Source organism: Microbacterium dauci (genome assembly GCF_030065535.1).
GTDB lineage: Bacteria > Actinomycetota > Actinomycetes > Actinomycetales > Microbacteriaceae > Microbacterium > Microbacterium dauci.
Genome location: NZ_JASJND010000001.1, coordinates 304525 through 321644 on the forward strand (window position 1 = coordinate 304525; position 17120 = coordinate 321644).

The window sequence follows — 17120 nt, forward strand, 5'->3', positions numbered from 1 at the left end:
TCACGATCCGCCTCCGAGCGCGCGCGCGACCGTGGCGAGGTCGGCGGCATAGGCCGCTTCGCCGCCTGGACGCGCGCCGCCGGCGATGACCACCCCTCCGACGACGCCGGTCTCGATCAGGGACCTGCCGTATTCGACAGCGAGCCGAATGCCCTCCGCCCGCACGTCCCGCGCGGCGAAGAGTCGATCGATGAACCCGGAAGGGAGCTTCGCGGCGTGGAACGAGGCGAGCAGCCGAGCGCCATCTCGGTCGACGACCAGGGGCACGCCCGGAAGGACCGGCGCGGTTGCGCCGGCTCGGCGGCACAGCTCGACGAAGGCGGCGACCTCCTCGGCATCCCCGGCGTACTGCGTGAGGCACATCCGGCCACCGGCGCGCTGTTTCTCGGCGACTCGGGCGCCGCGCTCGGCGAGCGGGGGAGCCGCGGGGGACTCGGCGAACGAGGTCAGAATCCCCAGGGCGCCGGCGCGCGGGAGCGTCGTGGTGGACTCGAGGTCGAATACGGGGCGGGCGTCGGGTCGATCGCCCGTCTGGGTGTGATCGCCCGTGACGCAGTGCACGCCGGCGACCCCCAGCGCGCGCAGCGACCGAAGCTCGCGCTCCAGCGCCGTGCGGTTGCGGTCACGGGCGTTGAAGCCCATCCACAGGCGCAGACCGGTCGCGCCGATCAGCGCTGCGCGGTACGACGGCGGGAACTGCACACGCGCGCGTCCGGCGTCGCCGGACAGGACGGCGTCGGTGCTTCCGGTCAGCGCCTCGGCCGACGGCCCGACGGCATCGGATCGCAGAGCGCGAACGGGAAAGCCGGTGAAGACGAGCGGGCGCTTGGCCGCGATCGCCGACAGCTCGCGTCCCGCCGTCGTCGCCACCTCGGCCGGGCCGCCGGCGGGGGGCTCGGCGGACCAGCGGATGGGGAGGTTCCGGTGCAGGAAGACACAGGGGGTCGGGTCGACTTCGCACGTGCCGTCTCCGTTGACGCCGCCGCAGGGGCCGTAGGTCATCGACTTGGGGCACCCGGCGATGCGTGTCGCGGGGAGCGAGGGCGTCCTCTCCTGGGTGTGCACGCTCATGCTGCCCCCGCCTCGTCGGCGCGCGACGCGATCCCGGCGCGCAGACGGGCGGCCGTGGTGGCCACCGCGTCGACGGCCGCGAGTCCCGAGGCGTCCGCCCCGGCCGTGCCGTGATCGGAGATCGCCGAGAGGTGGATGCCCGCGACGCCCGGGATCGTGAGTGCCCGCCGTGCCCAGGCGACGGCGGAGCGGATGCCGGCCTCGACCGGATCGTCCGCACTCGTCACCGCCGCGACGATGTCGGCTGGAAGAGCGGCGCCCGGAAGGGCGGCGAGCCGCCGCGCGGCGGCCGCAGAGATGACCACGGGCACCGATGCCAAGACATGTATCGGTGCTGCGGTCGCGGCGACGGCGGCGGTGAATCGCGTGATCGCGGAGATGTCTCCGCACAGGTTGAGGATGCCGAGCTCTGCGCCGGCGCGCGCCTTCACCGCGAGGCGGGTCGGCCGGTACTCGACCGGCGGCGCGGTCGGTTGCTCGGCGACGGCGACGAAGAGGCCGGCGCGACGGGCGAGGGCGGCCAGGCGGGTCGCGTCGAGGTCGAACACCGGGCGGGCCTGCGGCAGCGCGGTCGATGCGGGATGGTCGCCCGTGACCGCGAGCACGCCGGAGACGCCCAGATCGGCGAGGGCGGCGAGCTCGCCTTCGAGTGCGACCCGGTTGCGATCGCGGCACGTCAGGCCGGCGAGCACGCGCGACCCGGCGGTCGTGAGCAGAAGCGCCTTGTGCGTGGGGCTGAGGGCGTCGCGGAGACCCGGCGGCTCTCCCGCGATGACGGCGGTCAGCTCCCGCAGGCGAGCGCCGGCCTCGGTGATCACTGCGGGGTCGGCCGACCGGATCGGCAGATCGGCGGTGATCACTCCGCCCGCCTCGACGAGCACCGCGAACTCGTCAGCCGCGGCGGTGCGTGGCCGGGCATGGAGCATGTCTCCGCTGTCATAGGCGGCAGCCGGGGCCTGCACGTCGTCCGGCGAGAACGCGAGGCCGTTCAGGGCGGCGGCATGGTCGACGAACGAGCAGCGGATGCCGGGGACTTCACATCCGCCGTCGAGCGTTACGCCGCCGCACGGACCGTACACCATACTCTTCGGACAGCGCTGCGTCGCGTCCCGCAGGGGGAGAGGAGCGGTCATGGGTATTCCTCTCGCGCTCATCAGGACCGTCGGGCATTGTTGGTCTCACCAACAATGCCACTGTAGGAGGCCACCGTTTCGTCAGTGTTACGGTCGCGTGTGCGTCGATGTCGCCGTGGAAATCTACGGCGGGCGCGACCCTAAAGTGGGGCCATGCCGACGCCCGATTTCGCCCTCGCCCCACTCGATGACTGGCTGCAGCGGCTCTCGGCGCCCGTGCCGGACCCGGGTGGCGGAATGGCCGCCGGGGTCGTGGTGGCCACGGGCGCGGCGCTGGTCGCCATGGCCGCCGGCTACGCGCAGGCGGAGGGTTCGGCCGACGTCGTCGCCGCGGCGACACGGGTTCGCGACGACGCGCTGGCGGCAGCGGAGCACGACGGTCGTATGTCCGGCTTGCTCGTCGCCGCCTTCCGGCGCCCCCTCGCTGACCCGGGCCGCGGAGCCGCGTTGCGCGCGGCGACCGTCCAGGCGGCCGAGGCCGGCGTCGTCCTGGTCGCGCTCGCGGCATCCCTCGACGGTCACCTCCGCTGGCTGGAGAGGTTCGGCGAACCTCGCCTGGCCCCGGATGTTGCCGTCGCCGGGCGCATGCTCGCCTGCGGCATCCGTTCGACCGCCGTCAACCTCCGGGGCAACACCGCGAGCGCCGCCGAAGCGGGCGCCGACGCCCTCACGGTGCATCGCCTGCGCGATGCGATCGGCGACGCGCAAGATGCCGCTGCGCGCCTCGACGCGCTGGCCGAGCGCGTCACCGCTTCCTTGTGACGACGTAGCGATGCCCCGACTCCCGCGAGGAGTCAGGGCATCGCCGGGACCGTGAGTCAGTTCATCTTGATGGAGGTGTCGATGAACTGGTTCGTGTAGAGCTCGGACGGGTCGATCGCCGATGCCGCATCCTGCGTGATGCTGCCGGCGCTGACGAGGATCGGCGCGAAGTCCGACACGATCGATGACATGCGGTCGGGGTCGAACTGACCGAACACACCCGACGCCTCGTCGTTGGCGACGATGCCGAGCTTCTTCTGCTGCTCGACGGAGAACTGCGCCACGCCCTCGGAGTAGGTCCAGCCGGTGTCGTACTGCTCGACCAGGTCGAGGATCACGGAGTTGCCGTGCTCGGGGGAGTCGAGGAAGTCGATCTGCGACTGCTGCATGATCGGAACGAGCTTCTTCAGGCAATCCGCCTTGTCGGTGACGTCGGCCTTGCGCACCGCGAGCGGCTCGGGGTAGACGCTGTAGCCGAGCTCGGAGAGCAGCTGGTAGCCGACGTCCTTGCCCCACTGCGAGATCTCGTTCTTGTAGATGTAAGGCTCGGCGGTGGCGAAGCCCTGCTGCAGGATCTTCGGGTCGGAGACGAAGCGCTGGGGAGTGCCTTCGTAGCTCATGTCGATCTGCGACGCCGTGATGATGCCCTGCGACAGCAGCAGGTTTGGGATGACGTCGCCCGAGGTGACGATCGGGGCGCCGCCGGCCGCAGCCGCTTTGATCGTCGTCGCGCCGTCGTGGCTTGCCGGATCCCACATGAGGATCTGTGGGCTGTAGGTCATCTGCGAGGTCACCGCGACGGTCGGTTGATCGGCATTCGCCACGATCGCCGCGTCGGTGTTCACGGCGCCGATGAGGATGTCGGGGTCGAGGTACATCAATGCCGGCACCGGCTGGAAGTTGACGGCGGGCCCGCCGGAGCGGACCTCGATCTTCACCCCGGTATCCGTGCCGTCGACGACGAGCGGGCCGGTCACGGTCTTCTTGTCTGTGTCGACGGTGTAACCGTCGCCGACGAGGTTGTACATGGCGCCGTGCTCCGATTCGGGCTGCCAGTCCTGCTGCATGACGATCGTCGCCGGGCAGACGCTCGCAAGGTCGAGCGGACCACCCTTCTCTGCCACGGCGGCTGTCGAGGTGGTCTCCGGCGCCGCGGCGTCGGAGCTGGAGCATCCCGCAACGGCGGCGACGGTCGCGGTGAGCGCGCCGACCGCGACGGCTCGTGCGATCATCCGGCGGGAGAGGGAAGCGGGCTGTGACACGGTGTCCTCCTTGAGGGCTTCGGGTGCGATACGGGACAAACGGGTAGTGCGTGTTGTGTGGTGCGGGCGGGGAAGAAGCGGTCGCTCAGCGTGTGGCGACGCCGAACAGGCGACCGACCACGACACGGTCGAGCGTGGCGAAGATCGAGAAGACGATCACACCGAACAGCGCGGTGAAGATGATCGCGAGGAACAGCGGCTCCATGTTCAGACGCAGCGTGTAGGTACGCAGCAGTCCGCCGATGCCCTGGCTGCCCTGCTGGAAGAAGAAGTCGCCGACGATCGCTCCGATGACGGCGAGGCCCGCCGACTGACGCAGACCGGTGAAGATCGACGGGATGGCGGCCGGCAGCATGAGCTTGGTCATCCGTTGCCACTTGGTCGCCTTCTGCAGCGTGAACAGATCGTGGGCGGCGGGGGTGGCCGATTGCAGGCCGAACAGCGTGTTGGAGATCATCGGGAACACCGCGATGATGACGCAGACCACGATGCGAGCGGGCAGTCCGTAGCCCATCCAGATGCCGATCAGCGGCGTGAGGGCGAGGATCGGGATGGTCTGCAGAATGACCGCATACGGGTAGAGGATCTTCTCGGCGAGGGCCCACTGCGACATGACGATCGCCCACCCCATGCCGATGACGACGGCGATCGCGAGGCCGATGAGGGCGACCGTGATGGTCTGACCGAGCGCGGCGATCATCGGTCCGATCACCTTGTCGTTGCCGATCGTCTCCGCCAGCATCTGGTGCGGCGGCGGCAGCAGGAACCGGCGACTCTCGCTGAGCAGCAGATACGACACGGCATACCAGATCGCGATGATGCCGACGAGCGCCGCCAGGATCGGCATGGCCCGCGCCCAGGCGCTGCGGGCGACCGACCCGGCACTGCGGGTGCGAGGGCGTCGCGCGGCCATCGTCTCGGTGGATGCCGCGGTGTTCACCGTCTCGGACGAGGGCGTGTCGGCGAGCGCCGCGGGGGCTTTCAGGGCGAGGTTCTGACTCACGAGTGGGCCTCCAAAGCGTGCGAGAGGTGTCCGACGATGCGCCCGAACTCGGGTTCGTAGCGCAGCTCGGGTGATCGGGGGTAGGACCAGGGGAGCTCGATGTCGTCGACGATGCGGCCGGGCCGTCCGCTCATCACCAGAACGCGGCTGGAGAGGTACACGGCCTCGGAGATCGAGTGCGTGATGAACATGGCGGCGAACCCCTTGAGCTGGAAGAGGCGCTGCAGTTCCGTCTGCATCTTCAGACGGGTGATCTCGTCGAGCGCGCCGAAGGGCTCGTCGAAGAGGGCGAGCTGCGGCTCCGCCACGAGAGCACGTGCGATCGAGACGCGCATGCGCATGCCGCCGGACAGCGCGCGAGGGTGTTGATCCTCGAAGCCCTTCAGCCCGACGAGGTCGAGGGCCTCAGAGGCGCGTCGGCGTCGCTCCGCCGCCCCGACGCCGGCGAGCTCTCCGACCAGTTCGACGTTGCGCTGGGCCGTCCGCCACTCGAGCAGGGTCGCCTCCTGGAAGACGAAGCTCGTCGTGTCGGCGTGAACGTCGACCACGCCCTCGGTGGCATCGTCGAGCCCGGCGGCCAGCCGGAGCAGCGTCGACTTGCCGCAGCCGGATGGACCGACGACGGACACGAACTCGCCCGGACGGACACCGAACGAGATGTCCTCCAGCGCGCGTGTGCCGGTGGCGAACACCTTGGCCACGTCGGTGAAGGCGAGGGTCGGCGCCGGGGTGGCGCCGACCGATGTCGACGCCGTGGCCGGCGCGGTGGTGTCGATCGTGGTGTTCATATCAGTGCTCCCTCGGTGGTCGGGGTGGAGGGCGGGGTGGGCAGGGCGGAAAGGTCGAGCACGCTGTCGACCACGCGGCGGCGAACGGCGACGACGCGCCCGTCGCGGATCACGATGCGGTCCGGTGCCCGCTCGGCGAGCGCCTCGGCGACGTGGGCGGCGCGGACGAGCACGACATCGGCGACATCGCCGACACGACCCCGTGCGGGCGGCAGGCCGAAGGCGGCGCGTCCCCCGCTGGAGCTGACGTGCCATGCCTCGGCGGGGGTGAGGTGACCGGCGATGACGAGTGCGGAGGCGACGTCGACCATGTCGGCGTTGCCGAGCGGGTTGAACGGGTCCTGCACGTTGTCGCCCCCGGCGGCGAGCGTGACGCCGGCTGCGATGATCTCGCGCAGGGGAGGGATGCCGCGGGGGGTGGCGACCGGGTGCTGCCAGCCCTGCAGATACAGGTTGGTCAGCGGGTTGGTGATGATCGAGATGCCTGCGTCGGCGACGGCGGCGAGCGTGCGGCGGCGGGTGTCGGCATCCTGCGTCGACAGGCTCACGCAGTGCCCGGCGGAGCGGATCACCCCGGCGGGCCAGTGGCGCGTGCGGGCGGCGAGTTCGGCGAGGCCCATGGATGTCGGATCGAGCGTCTCGTCGGTGTGGAGGTCGATGCCGAGACCGAACTCCTCGGCGAACGCGGCGGCGCGCTCGAGGTCGGCACTCGGATCGTCGGCGAGGTGGGGGAAGCCTCCGATGAGATCGACGCCGAGGGCCACCGCTGCGCGCCCGAGGTCGTCGGGGCCGTCGGACGCGCCGGGGCTCGCGACGATCTGCAGGTCGACGACGCCGGCGAACTCGGCGCGCAGCTCGACGAGCGCGCGTACGCCGCGGAGGGGATCGTCGCCCAGGTGGTAGTTGGTGTGCGAGCGGACGGCCGTGACCCCGGCATGCAGCGCAGCGATCAGGTGTCGTCGGGCGCCGACCTTGATGTCGTCGGAGGAGTGGTTCTCACCGTGATCGATCCAGCAGGCGATCGCGTCGTCGAGGGATCCCTCGGGCTGGCCGAACGAGGTCCAGGTATAGCCCTTGTCCAGGTGCGCGTGCAGATCCGCGAGCGGTGGCAACGCGATCCAACCGGACGCGTCGACGGTCTCGCCGAGAACGTCGCCGGTGGACTCCGACGCGGCCGCATCGACGACGAAGCCTTCTTCGAAGGCCAGGCTCTCGCCGATCTCGCCGCTCGGGGTGAGGCCCGTCAGGGCGGCGATGCGCTGGCCGGGCTTGAGGAGTTCGGCATCCATCGGGTCGTCCTCCTCGTGCTCTGTCGTGTCGCGGGGTGTTGTTGGTATGGCCAACATCGGGTGAGAATCAGTAAACGCTCGACGTGTTTCCTGGCAGGCCTGTCGGGATTGCGGCCGTGTTAAATCCGCGCAACGAGTGCGGCCGACCGGCGCCCCCGCGCACGAGGGCGCCCTGCGAGCGGAGAGAGTGGGATCTATGAGCTACTTCAGTGACGTCGAACGCGACCTCGTGGTCGCTGCCCGTACCGAATTGGCCCACGGCGTCGTGGCACTGGACCTCGTCGCGCACAACGGTCGCGACTTGCCCGCCTGGGAGCCTGGATCGCACGTCGATCTGATCTTCTCCGACGCGCGCACGCCGGCGGCCGAGCGTGTGGAACGTCAGTATTCGCTCTGCGGTGATGCCGCCGACCGCTCGACGTGGCGCGTCGCGGTGTTGCGCGAGGACGAGGGGCGCGGCGGTTCGGTGCGCGTGCACGACGAGGTGCAGGTCGGGCAGCGGCTGCGCGTGCGCGGACCCCGCAATCACTTCAGCTGCGAGATCGTCCCGGGAAAGACGCATCGATTCGTCGCGGGCGGCATCGGGATCACGCCGATTCTCGGCATGGTCCGCGCCGCCGCACACGCGGGCGTGGACTGGACACTCGACTACGCCGGGCGGTCGCTGTCGACGATGGCGTTCGTCGATGAGCTGCGCGCCCTCGATGCCGGCCAGGGGCGAGTGCGCCTGTATCCCGCCGACACCGGTGCGCGCCTCGATGTGGCTGGGGTGGTGGATGCCGCCGGTGAGGGTGACCTCGTCTACGCGTGCGGGCCCGCCCGCCTGATCGCCGCGCTCGAAGAGGGTTTCGCGGACGCCGGCCGCACCGAGGCGCTGCGGGTCGAACGGTTCGAGGCGATTGAATACGGAGAACCGGTCTGGCCGGATCCGTTCGAGGTCGAGCTCGCCCTGTCCGGAGACGTCGTCACCGTGCAGCCCGGACAGTCGGTGCTCGAGGCGATCGAGGAGCAGAGCCCGGCGACCATGGTGCTCTCCAGTTGCCGTCGCGGCACCTGCGGCACCTGTGAGGTGCCGGTCCTCGAGGGGCAGATCGAGCACCGCGACTCCGTGCTCACCCCCCTCGAGCGCGAGCAGAGCGCGAGCATGATGGTGTGCGTGTCGCGCGCGGCGTGCGCGCGCATCGTGATCGACGCCTGACCGTCGTCGTCGCGGTATGGCGTCGACCGCGGGTGGAGTGGGCGTGCGATCAGCGGCCGACGCGCTCCCGGAGGGCGGCGGTGAGGGCGGCCTCGTCGGCGGTGATGAGCCGGTAGTCACGGACGACGACGCGCCCGGCGACCACCACGTGCCGGGGACGGCGCCCCGGATGGGCCCACAGCAGCCCGGCGACCGGGTCGGCGACGCCGGCGTCGGCGACTCCGGAGACGTCCCAGACGCAGAAATCGCCCGCGCTTCCCGGCGACAGGATGCCGAGGTCCGCGCGGCCGAGCCCGGCACTCCCTCCGGAGGTGGCCATGGCGAGCACGTCGCGTGCGGGGAGGGCGGCTCCGACCAGGCCCGACACCTGCATCGCCAGGCGCGCGTCGGCGAGGAGGTGACCGGCGTCGTTGGAGCCGCCGCCGGAGGTGCCGAGGCCCACGTCGATGCCGGCCTCCTGCAGTCGGCGCACCGGTGCGATGCCCCACCCCATCGGCACGTCGCAGCCCGGGGCATGGGTCGCGGTGACGCCGGCGTCGGCGAGTCGCATGACCTCCTCGTCGGTGACGTCGCAGAGGTGCGCGATCGTCACACCGGGCTCGAGCCAGCCCCATTCTGCGAGGAGGTCCAGGGGGCGGCGGCCGTAACGGGACAGGGCTATTTCGGTGTCGACCTGCTCGTTCGCCTGAGTGCGCCGTCGCAGACCGTAGCGCCGGGCTACCTCGGCGAGGGCGCGGAAGGTCTCCTCCGTATCGGAGTGCACGCCCGCAGGGCCGACGGCCAGCTGCAGCATGCCGTCGGCGCTCGTGCCTCCGGGTGAAGACGCCGCGTCGGGCAGCAGAGCGCGCACGATCTCCTCCGCGCTCGCCGCCGCGACATCCGGGGCGTCGCGTGCCGAGCCGCGCACGAACACGAGTCGGGCGCCGAGGGTGAATGAGGCAGCGGCGACCGCGCGCGCGATGGCCACGGTGTCGCCGATCGGATCGTCGCTGGTCGTCGGGTCGGGCCAGTTGAGCTGGTGATCGGCGACCGTGGTCACCCCGCAGAGCAGCGACTCGGCGATGCCGACCCCTGCGGTCGCGCCGGCCAGCGAGGCCTCGATGCGGGCGGCGGCGTACGCGGTCGCCATCGCGGGCAGCCATTCGCGCATCGGTACGCCACGGGTTCCCGGCAGCGTGCGGAACCCTGACTGCAGCAGGTGGTGGTGTGCGTTGACGAGGCCGGGGGTGACGATGCCGCCCTCCGCGTCGAGGATCGTGGGGGAGCCCGCGTCGTCGGCGTTGGTGACGACCCGTCCGTCGCGGATCAGGAGGTCGCCGCCGCGGTCCCCCGTCGGATCGTCGAAGCGTTCCACGATGCGCGAGGCGCCGGTGAGGGTGAGCGAGCCGGTCATGCTGTCCGTCCTATCAGCCGCATGTTTCGGGTAGATGTGCGCGGTACCGAGCGCACCGACCCGGCCTGGGAGCCGTACCTGGCGCTCGCAGCCTGACACCGTCTGACACCGCGTTCGCGCGGGTCGTGCGGGGAGTGGCATCCGTCTTCGGGCAATGTCGGAACCCGTGCGTATCTTCGATCTCGACATCTTGAGTCATTCGAACAAAGCTTCTACCATGTCGAGGTGAGATCGATCACACGCACCTCCGCGACTGCACAGGACGTGCAGCGGCTGCGCGCGCAGATGGCGCGCATCGAGGGACGCAAACTCGATGCGCCGCCGCTGCCGACGCATCCGGCGCTGGCCGACCTGCTCCCGGGCGGTGGGCTGCGGCCGGGAGCGTCGTACTCGATCGGTGGATCGACCTCGCTGCTGTTCGCACTCCTCGCCCAGCCGTCGCAGACCGGCAGCTGGTGCGGGGTCGTGGGCGTGCCCGGGTTCGGTGCCGAGGCGGCCGAGAAGGCGGGCGTCGACCTGTCGCATCTCGTGCTGATCCCGGAGCCGGGGCCGCGCTGGCTCGCGGTCACCGCGACGATCGCCGACGTGCTACCGGTGGTGGCGGTTCGCCCGTCGGCGCGGGCGAAGGACGCCGACATCTCGCGGCTCGCCGCCCGCATGCGCGAGCGCGGCGTGGTGCTGCTCGTGCAGGGGCCGTGGCCGCAGACCGAGGCGATGATCGACGTGACGGATGCCAGGTGGTCGGGCCTCGGCGACGGGTACGGGCTGCTCGAGGGCCGCGAGCTCACCGTCACGGTGTCGAGTCGGCGCTTCCCGGTGCCGCGGTCGTCGCGGATGCTGCTGCCCGCCCCGACTGGCGGACTCGTTCCGGCGCAGGCGCCGGTCGCGCCGGTGGTCGATCTGCCCATGCGGGCGGTGGGCTGATGGATGCCGCCCTCGTCGACACCGGTGCGGAGCCGGTGCGCAGCCTCGTGGTGTGGGTGCCGGACTGGCCCGTCGTGGCGCTCGGTCGTGAAGGCCTCGCCGACCCCGCCCGTCCGATCGCCGTGTTCGCGAAGGGGATGGTCGCGGCCTGCTCGGCCGCGGCGCGTGCAGACGGTGTGCGGGTGGGGATGCGGCGTCGCGATGCCCAAGCGCGGTGCCCGCACCTCGTGGTCGTCGACGCCGACGACGCGCGCGACCATCGCACGTTTGCGCCGCTGATCGCCCGGCTCGAAGAGATCGCACCCGGGGTGCAGTTGCGCGAACCCGGGCTGTGCGCACTGCGGGTGCGGGGCCCTGCGCGGTTCTACGGCGGTGAGGCAGGGGCGGCGACCGCGTTGACCGGCGCGCTCGCCGAGCTCGGCGTCGACGACGTCCGCGCGGGCGTGGGTGACGGGCCGTTCACCGCCGAGCAGGCGGCACGGGCGACCGGCGCGGGAGCGCCGCTGCGCATCGTGCCCGCAGGCGGTGCCGCCGCGTTCCTCGCGCCGTTGCCGGTGACGGCGATGGGTGACGAGGAGGTCGCGAGCCTGTTCGCGCGACTCGGCATCCACACGCTGGGGCAGCTCGCTGCGCTTCCGCCGTCTCGGCTCGTCGAACGGTTGGGGCCGCGCGGCGCCCGGCTGCACGCGCTGGCGGCGGGACTCGACTCGCAGCCGGTGCAACCGCGCACGCCACCGCCCGAGCTCGCGCGCGAGGTGAGCTTCGAGCCGCCGCTCGAGATCGCCGACCAGGTCGCGTTCGGCATCCGCGTCGCGTCGGAGCAGTTCATCGCGGGGCTCGGCGCCGTCGACCTCGTGTGCACCGAGCTGCGCGTCGCGCTGACCGGCGACCGTGGCGACCACAGCGAGCGGGTGTGGCTGCATCCCGGCGCGTTCGACGCGGCATCCGTCGTCGACCGGGTGCGCTGGCAGCTCGCCGAACGGGGGCTCCGCAGCGCCGTCGCGAAGGTGCGCATCGAACCCGAGCGGGTCGACGCCGCCGTGCACCACGTGAAGGGGCTGTTCGGCTCTGGCCCCGAGGAGCGCGTGCACTCGGCGCTCTCGCGCGTGCAGGCGATGCTCGGGCACACCGGCGTCGTGCAACCGCAGGTGGGCGGCGGCAGGTGGCTCGCCGAACGGCAGGTGCTCGTGCCGTGGGGCGACGGTGGCAGTCGGGGTGACCGCGCGGTTATCGCGGAACGGTCGCGGCCATGGCCGGGGAGTCTGCCCGACCCGCTGCCCGCGACGGTGTTCCCCGAGCCGATCCCGGTCGCGGTGCTCGACGCCGACGCCGACATGGTGGCCGTGGACGCCCGCGGCGAGCTGACCGCTGAGCCGGTGGCGCTCATCCTGCCGGGGGCGCCCGACGCATCCGGTGCACGCAAACCGCGGCATCCGCGACGACTCGAATCCTGGGCGGGGCCGTGGCCGGTGATGGAACGGGGATGGGATGCCGCGCGTGCGCGCCGTGCGCACCGGTTCCAGGTGGTCGACGAGGCGCAGACTGCGTGGCTGCTGGTCTGCGAGGAGGGGGTTTGGCACGCCGAGGGGAGGTACGACTGATGGGCTGGGGCAACAATCCGTCGGTGACGTGGTCCGAAATGGAGCGGCTGCTCAGCGACCGGCGCCGACCGGAGGGCGCTCCCGCGGGGGCGGACGGCGGCGACAGCCCGGCGTGGTCGCACAAGCGCGGGAAGTACCGGGCTCCGGGGATCGAGCGGCCGACCGACGCCGTGCCGTATGCCGAGCTGCACGCGCACTCGTCGTTCTCGTTCCTCGACGGGGCCTCGTCGCCCGAGGAGCTCGCCGAGGAGGCAGAGCGACTGGGGCTCCACGCCCTCGCGATCACCGACCACGACGGGTTCTACGGCATCGTCCGTTTCGCCGAGGCCGCCGAGTACCTCGGCGTGCAGACCGTGTTCGGCGCGGAGCTGTCGCTCGGGCTGCCGGGGCCGCAGAACGGCGAGCCCGACCCGCACGGATCGCACCTGCTGGTGCTCGCCCGCGGTGAAGAGGGCTATCACCGGCTCGCGTCTGCCATCACGCACGCACAGCTCGCCGGCGGCGAGAAGGGGCGGCCGGTCTACGACCTCGACGAGCTGGCCGCACAGGCGGCGGGGCACTGGACCGTCCTCACCGGATGCCGCAAGGGTGCGGTGCGGCAGGCGCTGGCATCCGGCGGCACCGTGGCAGCAGGGGAGGAAATCGACCGGCTGGTGGCGTTGTTCGGGCGGGACCGGGTCGAGGTCGAGCTCATCGACCAGGGCGCCCCGACCGACTCCCGCGACAACGACGCGCTCGCCGCGCTCGCCGCCGCGCGCGGACTGCCGGTGCTCGCCTCGAACAACGTGCACTACGCAGTGCCCGAAAAGGTGCACCTCGCGGCGGCCGTCGCGGCGGTGCGCGCGAACCGCGGGCTCGACGAGCTGGACGGGTGGCTGCCGTCGCACGCGAGCGCGCACCTGCGCTCCGGCGCCGAGATGGCGAGGCGGTTCCGGCGATACCCGGGGGCGGTGGCGCGCACGGTGGCGCTCGCCGACGAGCTGGCGTTCCCGCTGCGGCGGGCGAAGCCGGCACTCCCGAAGATGCAGGTGCCCGAGGGACACACGCCGATGACGTGGCTGCGGCACCTGGTGTGGGAGGCGGTGCCCCGGAAGTACCCGGATGCCACCGACGAGAATCGGGCGCGCATCGAACGCGAGCTCGGGGTCATCGAGCAGAAGGACTTCCCGGGGTACTTCCTGATCGTGCACGGCATCGTGCAGGAGGCGAGGCGCCGCGGCATCTTGTGTCAGGGTCGGGGATCGGCGGCGAACAGTGCCGTCTGCTACCTGCTCGACATCACTGCGATCGACTCGATCTTCTACGACCTCCCGTTCGAGCGCTTTCTGTCGGCGCTGCGCGACGAGGAGCCCGACATCGACGTCGACTTCGACTCCGACCGGCGTGAGGAGATCATTCAGTGGGTCTACGAGACCTACGGGCGCGATCGGGCCGCGCAGGTCGCGAACGTCATCCAGTACCGGCCGAAGAACGCCGTCCGCGACATGGCGCGGGCGCTCGGCCATTCACCGGGACAGCAGGACGCCTGGTCCAAGCAGGTCGAGCGTGGGCCCACGCGCCCGGAGGCTCCGCGCAGCGCGACAGCGATGCGTGGAGAAGGCGTGGGGAGGGGAGGGGTTGTGGACACGCCAGGGGGCCACGACATCCCGGAGCGGGTTGTCGCGTATGCCTCCGAACTGTTGAAAGCGCCCCGACACCTCGGCATCCACTCGGGCGGGATGGTGCTCACCGACCGCCCCGTCGGCGAGGTGGTGCCGATCGAACACGCACGCATGGAGAACCGCACCGTCATCCAGTGGGACAAGGACGACGCCGCGTGGATGGGGCTCGTGAAGTTCGACTTGCTCGGGCTCGGCATGCTCGCAGCCCTCCAGTACTGCTTCGACATGATCGAGGCGGCCACGGGGGAGCGGTGGTCGCTCGACGCCATGCCGAAGGAGGAGGCGGCGGTCTACGACATGCTGTGCCGGGCCGATTCGATCGGGGTGTTCCAGGTCGAGTCACGTGCGCAGATGGGACTGTTGCCCCGCCTGCAGCCGCGGAAGTTCTACGACCTGGTCGTCGAGATCGCGCTGATCCGTCCCGGTCCCATCCAGGGTGGCGCCGTGCATCCGTTCGTGCGGCGCAAGCTCGGCCAGGATCCGGTCACGTATGCGCACCCGAAGTTGCAGCCGGTGCTCGAGCGGACGCTCGGCATCCCGGTGTTCCAGGAGCAGCTCATGCAGATGGGCATGGCGGTCGGCGGGCTCACCGGCGAGGACGCCGACCTGCTGCGCCGGGCGATGGGGTCCAAGCGCGGCATCGAGCGGATCGACTCGCTGAAGCAGAAGCTCTACGACGGCATGGCCGAGAACGGGCTCGTCGGCGATGCCGCCGACGACATCTACGCGAAGATCCAGGCGTTCGCGAACTTCGGGTTCGCCGAGAGCCACTCGCTGTCGTTCGGGCTGCTCGTGTACGCGTCGTCGTGGTTGAAACTGCACTACCCGGCCGCGTTCCTCGCCGCGCTGCTGCGCGCGCAGCCGATGGGGTTCTATTCGCCCGCGACCCTCACGGCAGACGCGCGTCGGCACGGCGTCGAGGTACGCCGCCCCGACCTACACGCCTCGGCGGTGGATGCCGCGATCGAGCCGGTGGGGGATGCCGCCGCCGGGGCCACCGGGCTCGACGTCTGCACCCACCGAGTGCAGCCACCCATCCCCGACTTCGACGCGTCGCTGCCCGACGAATCCGAGGCGCACCGCCGCGACGGGAACTTCGCGGTGCGGTTGGGGCTCGCATCGGTGACCGGCATCGGGACGGCGATGGCGACGAAGATCGTCGCGGAACGCGCGGCATCCGGTCCGTTCCGGGACCTCCGCGACCTGGTTCGACGGACGGGTGCGACGACGCAGCACCTCGAGGCGCTCTCGACCGCGGGCGCGTTCGAGAGCCTCGGGATCAGCCGCCGCGAGGGGATCTGGCTGGCGGGGGACGCCGCGCAGGACCGGCTCGAGTTCCTCGAGGGGTCGCTCGTGTCGGTGCAGCCGCCGCTGTTCCCCGACCAGACGAGCTACGACGTGCTCGCCGCCGACCTGTGGGCGACGGGCGTCTCGACCGACGACCACCCGCTCACGCACTATCGCTCGCAGCTCGACGCCCGCGGTGTGCTCACTTCGAGGGGCATCCGCACCCACGAGGTGGGGCGCCGGATCGAGGTCGCGGGCCTCGTCACCCATCGACAACGGCCGGCGACCGCGTCGGGGGTGACGTTCCTGAACCTCGAGGACGAGCACGGCGTCATGAACGTGATCTGTTCGGTCGGGGTCTGGAACCGCTACCGCCGCATCCTGCGGGACAGTCCGGCGCTCATCGCCCGCGGCATCCTGGAACGCTCGCCCGAAGGTGTGACGAACCTGCTCGCCGACGCGTTCGACGACCTGCGGGTCGGCGTGCGGCATCGCTCCCGCGACTTCCAGTAGACCGAACCCGTATCGGAGGATGGGTGCGATGGATCGACGGCTCGAACGACCCACTGCGGGGATCTCGTACATCGACACCGGAGGCGACACCGGTGCGGTCGTGCTGCTCGTGCATGGGGCAGGCATGGATGCCACGATGTTCGACCGGCAGATCGACGATCTCACGCAGGAGGGGTACCGCGTCATCGCCCCGGACCTTCGCGGCCACGGCGCGTCGTCGATCGCCGGCGACGTGCGGTTCACCGCCGCAGACGCGATCGAGGACCTTCTCGCGCTCCTCGACACGTGCGGTGTCGCCCGTGCAGTCCTGGTCGGGCACTCTCTCGGAGGCAACCTGATCCAGGCGATCGCGCACCGATATCCCGAACGGGCGGTCGGCCTGGTCGTGATGGACGCGACGCCGAATCGCGGTCCGCTCTCTGCCATCGAGCGCGTGGCCCTGCGGATCGCTGCGCCGGCCCTAGCGCTGATCCCGGCCCGGACGCTCCCAGGACTCATGGCTCGAGCATCCGCGGTCACCCCCGACGCCATCGCTCGCACGCAAGCGCTCTTCGAGCGGATGCCGAAGCGGAGGTTCCTCGATGTGTGGCGCGCCACGACGTCGCTCGTCGAGCCGGGCGACTCGCTCGATCGATCGCCCGTGCCTCTCGCGCTGATCCGTGGCGCACAGGATCGTACCGGCAACATCGCGTCGGCGATGCCGCGCTGGGCAGCACGCGAAGGCATCGCCGAACAGGTTGTTCCGGGCGCAGGGCACATCGTCACGTGGGATGCCCCGGAGGCGACGTCGGTTCGTCTGCTCGACACGCTTGGCGGGTGGTCGCGCGGTTGACCGTTGCCGGACGCGCGAGAGCCCCGACCCGCGATGGGCCGGGGCTCTCGAAAGCTGTGGCGTCAGACCTGCTGCGCGAGCGCGAAGCCGACGGAACCGTCCTCTGCGACGCGGGCGTCGAGGACGCGGTCGTCGAGTGCGATGGTGGTCGCCTCGTCGACGAAGACGCGTGCGCCGTCGTTCTCGACGACGGTGTCGCCCTGCTCGGGAGCGGGGGCGAGGGACAGCGCGTAGCCGCTGTCGGGTGCGGTCGCTTCGCTGATGCGGAGCCCGCCGGTGTCGGTCGGGATCTGCGACGCGAGGTTCTTGACTGCGCTGGTGGCGTTCTCGGTGAGTGTGAGCATGGGTGCTCTCCTTCCGTGGATGGACCGGCCACGATGCCGAGAATCGGCGCCCGGTGCAA

The 17120-nt window shown here is 71.2% G+C and carries 14 protein-coding genes; 6 read left to right on the forward strand and 8 right to left on the reverse strand.

The genetic code is table 11. The features are described 5' to 3' along the window. On the reverse strand, positions 1-1071 hold the full coding sequence (locus QNI14_RS01415) for a methylenetetrahydrofolate reductase C-terminal domain-containing protein (RefSeq protein ID WP_283714400.1): 1071 nt from the start codon (positions 1069-1071) through the stop codon (positions 1-3). After that, positions 1068-2204, reverse strand: coding sequence for a methylenetetrahydrofolate reductase C-terminal domain-containing protein (locus QNI14_RS01420; protein WP_283714401.1), 1137 nt, complete (start codon positions 2202-2204; stop codon positions 1068-1070). Before QNI14_RS01420 ends, QNI14_RS01415 begins: the two co-directional genes overlap by 4 nt. 153 nt (positions 2205-2357) lie before the next feature. Between QNI14_RS01420 and QNI14_RS01425 the strand changes: the two genes are divergently transcribed. Next, the gene (locus QNI14_RS01425; RefSeq protein ID WP_283714402.1) at positions 2358-2966 is read left to right on the forward strand and encodes a cyclodeaminase/cyclohydrolase family protein; all 609 of its coding nucleotides are present in this window, start codon (positions 2358-2360) and stop codon (positions 2964-2966) included. A gap of 56 nt (positions 2967-3022) precedes the next feature. Here the strand turns inward: QNI14_RS01425 and QNI14_RS01430 are convergent, their stop codons facing one another. The 4 genes from QNI14_RS01430 to QNI14_RS01445 all read right to left on the reverse strand — a co-directional run bounded on the left by QNI14_RS01430 (position 3023) and on the right by QNI14_RS01445 (position 7308). Beyond that, complete coding sequence (locus tag QNI14_RS01430; protein ID WP_283714403.1) at positions 3023-4228, reverse strand: hypothetical protein; 1206 nt, start codon at positions 4226-4228, stop codon at positions 3023-3025. Positions 4229-4313: 85 nt separating this feature from the next. Continuing rightward, complete coding sequence (locus tag QNI14_RS01435; protein ID WP_283714404.1) at positions 4314-5231, reverse strand: ABC transporter permease; 918 nt, start codon at positions 5229-5231, stop codon at positions 4314-4316. After that, on the reverse strand, positions 5228-6019 hold the full coding sequence (locus QNI14_RS01440; RefSeq protein ID WP_283714405.1) for an ABC transporter ATP-binding protein: 792 nt from the start codon (positions 6017-6019) through the stop codon (positions 5228-5230). Before QNI14_RS01440 ends, QNI14_RS01435 begins: the two co-directional genes overlap by 4 nt. Continuing rightward, a complete protein-coding gene (locus QNI14_RS01445; protein WP_283714406.1) occupies positions 6016-7308 on the reverse strand; it encodes an amidohydrolase family protein in 1293 nt (430 codons plus the stop codon). Before QNI14_RS01445 ends, QNI14_RS01440 begins: the two co-directional genes overlap by 4 nt. A gap of 196 nt (positions 7309-7504) precedes the next feature. On the opposite strand from QNI14_RS01445, the gene QNI14_RS01450 reads away from it, so the two are divergent. Then, the gene (locus QNI14_RS01450; protein WP_283714407.1) at positions 7505-8506 is read left to right on the forward strand and encodes a PDR/VanB family oxidoreductase; all 1002 of its coding nucleotides are present in this window, start codon (positions 7505-7507) and stop codon (positions 8504-8506) included. Positions 8507-8555: 49 nt separating this feature from the next. Here QNI14_RS01450 and QNI14_RS01455 read toward each other — a convergent pair whose 3' ends face one another. Then, positions 8556-9899 (reverse strand): amidohydrolase family protein, encoded by a 1344-nt coding sequence (locus tag QNI14_RS01455; protein ID WP_283714408.1) that lies wholly within the window; start codon positions 9897-9899, stop codon positions 8556-8558. Between the two features lie 285 nt (positions 9900-10184). Between QNI14_RS01455 and QNI14_RS01460 the strand changes: the two genes are divergently transcribed. The 4 genes from QNI14_RS01460 to QNI14_RS01475 are packed head-to-tail and all read left to right on the forward strand — an operon-like array spanning position 10185 to position 16717. After that, positions 10185-10823 (forward strand): hypothetical protein, encoded by a 639-nt coding sequence (locus QNI14_RS01460; RefSeq protein WP_283714856.1) that lies wholly within the window; start codon positions 10185-10187, stop codon positions 10821-10823. Then, positions 10823-12424, forward strand: coding sequence for a DNA polymerase Y family protein (locus QNI14_RS01465; protein ID WP_283714409.1), 1602 nt, complete (start codon positions 10823-10825; stop codon positions 12422-12424). The genes QNI14_RS01460 and QNI14_RS01465 overlap by 1 nt, the downstream gene beginning before the upstream one ends. Beyond that, a complete protein-coding gene (locus QNI14_RS01470) occupies positions 12424-15885 on the forward strand; it encodes an error-prone DNA polymerase (protein WP_283714410.1) in 3462 nt (1153 codons plus the stop codon). The genes QNI14_RS01465 and QNI14_RS01470 overlap by 1 nt, the downstream gene beginning before the upstream one ends. Positions 15886-15913: 28 nt before the next feature. Continuing rightward, positions 15914-16717: an alpha/beta fold hydrolase gene (locus QNI14_RS01475; RefSeq protein WP_283714411.1), complete on the forward strand. Its 804-nt coding sequence runs from the start codon at positions 15914-15916 to the stop codon at positions 16715-16717. Between the two features lie 62 nt (positions 16718-16779). Here QNI14_RS01475 and QNI14_RS01480 read toward each other — a convergent pair whose 3' ends face one another. Further along, a complete protein-coding gene (locus QNI14_RS01480) occupies positions 16780-17061 on the reverse strand; it encodes a HesB/IscA family protein (protein ID WP_283714412.1) in 282 nt (93 codons plus the stop codon). Positions 17062-17120: the final 59 nt, after the last annotated feature.

What these genes read in the sequence shown, in the direction of transcription:
- QNI14_RS01415 (WP_283714400.1), bottom strand. Translation starts at nt 1,071, where the DNA reads ATGAGCGTGCACACCCAGGAGAGGACGCCCTCGCTCCCCGCGACACGC.
- QNI14_RS01420 (WP_283714401.1), bottom strand. Translation starts at nt 2,204, where the DNA reads ATGACCGCTCCTCTCCCCCTGCGGGACGCGACGCAGCGCTGTCCGAAG.
- QNI14_RS01425 (WP_283714402.1), top strand. Translation starts at nt 2,358, where the DNA reads ATGCCGACGCCCGATTTCGCCCTCGCCCCACTCGATGACTGGCTGCAG.
- QNI14_RS01440 (WP_283714405.1), bottom strand. Translation starts at nt 6,019, where the DNA reads ATGAACACCACGATCGACACCACCGCGCCGGCCACGGCGTCGACATCG.
- QNI14_RS01445 (WP_283714406.1), bottom strand. Translation starts at nt 7,308, where the DNA reads ATGGATGCCGAACTCCTCAAGCCCGGCCAGCGCATCGCCGCCCTGACG.
- QNI14_RS01450 (WP_283714407.1), top strand. Translation starts at nt 7,505, where the DNA reads ATGAGCTACTTCAGTGACGTCGAACGCGACCTCGTGGTCGCTGCCCGT.
- QNI14_RS01455 (WP_283714408.1), bottom strand. Translation starts at nt 9,899, where the DNA reads ATGACCGGCTCGCTCACCCTCACCGGCGCCTCGCGCATCGTGGAACGC.
- QNI14_RS01460 (WP_283714856.1), top strand. Translation starts at nt 10,185, where the DNA reads ATGGCGCGCATCGAGGGACGCAAACTCGATGCGCCGCCGCTGCCGACG.
- QNI14_RS01465 (WP_283714409.1), top strand. Translation starts at nt 10,823, where the DNA reads ATGGATGCCGCCCTCGTCGACACCGGTGCGGAGCCGGTGCGCAGCCTC.
- QNI14_RS01470 (WP_283714410.1), top strand. Translation starts at nt 12,424, where the DNA reads ATGGGCTGGGGCAACAATCCGTCGGTGACGTGGTCCGAAATGGAGCGG.
- QNI14_RS01475 (WP_283714411.1), top strand. Translation starts at nt 15,914, where the DNA reads ATGGATCGACGGCTCGAACGACCCACTGCGGGGATCTCGTACATCGAC.
- QNI14_RS01480 (WP_283714412.1), bottom strand. Translation starts at nt 17,061, where the DNA reads ATGCTCACACTCACCGAGAACGCCACCAGCGCAGTCAAGAACCTCGCG.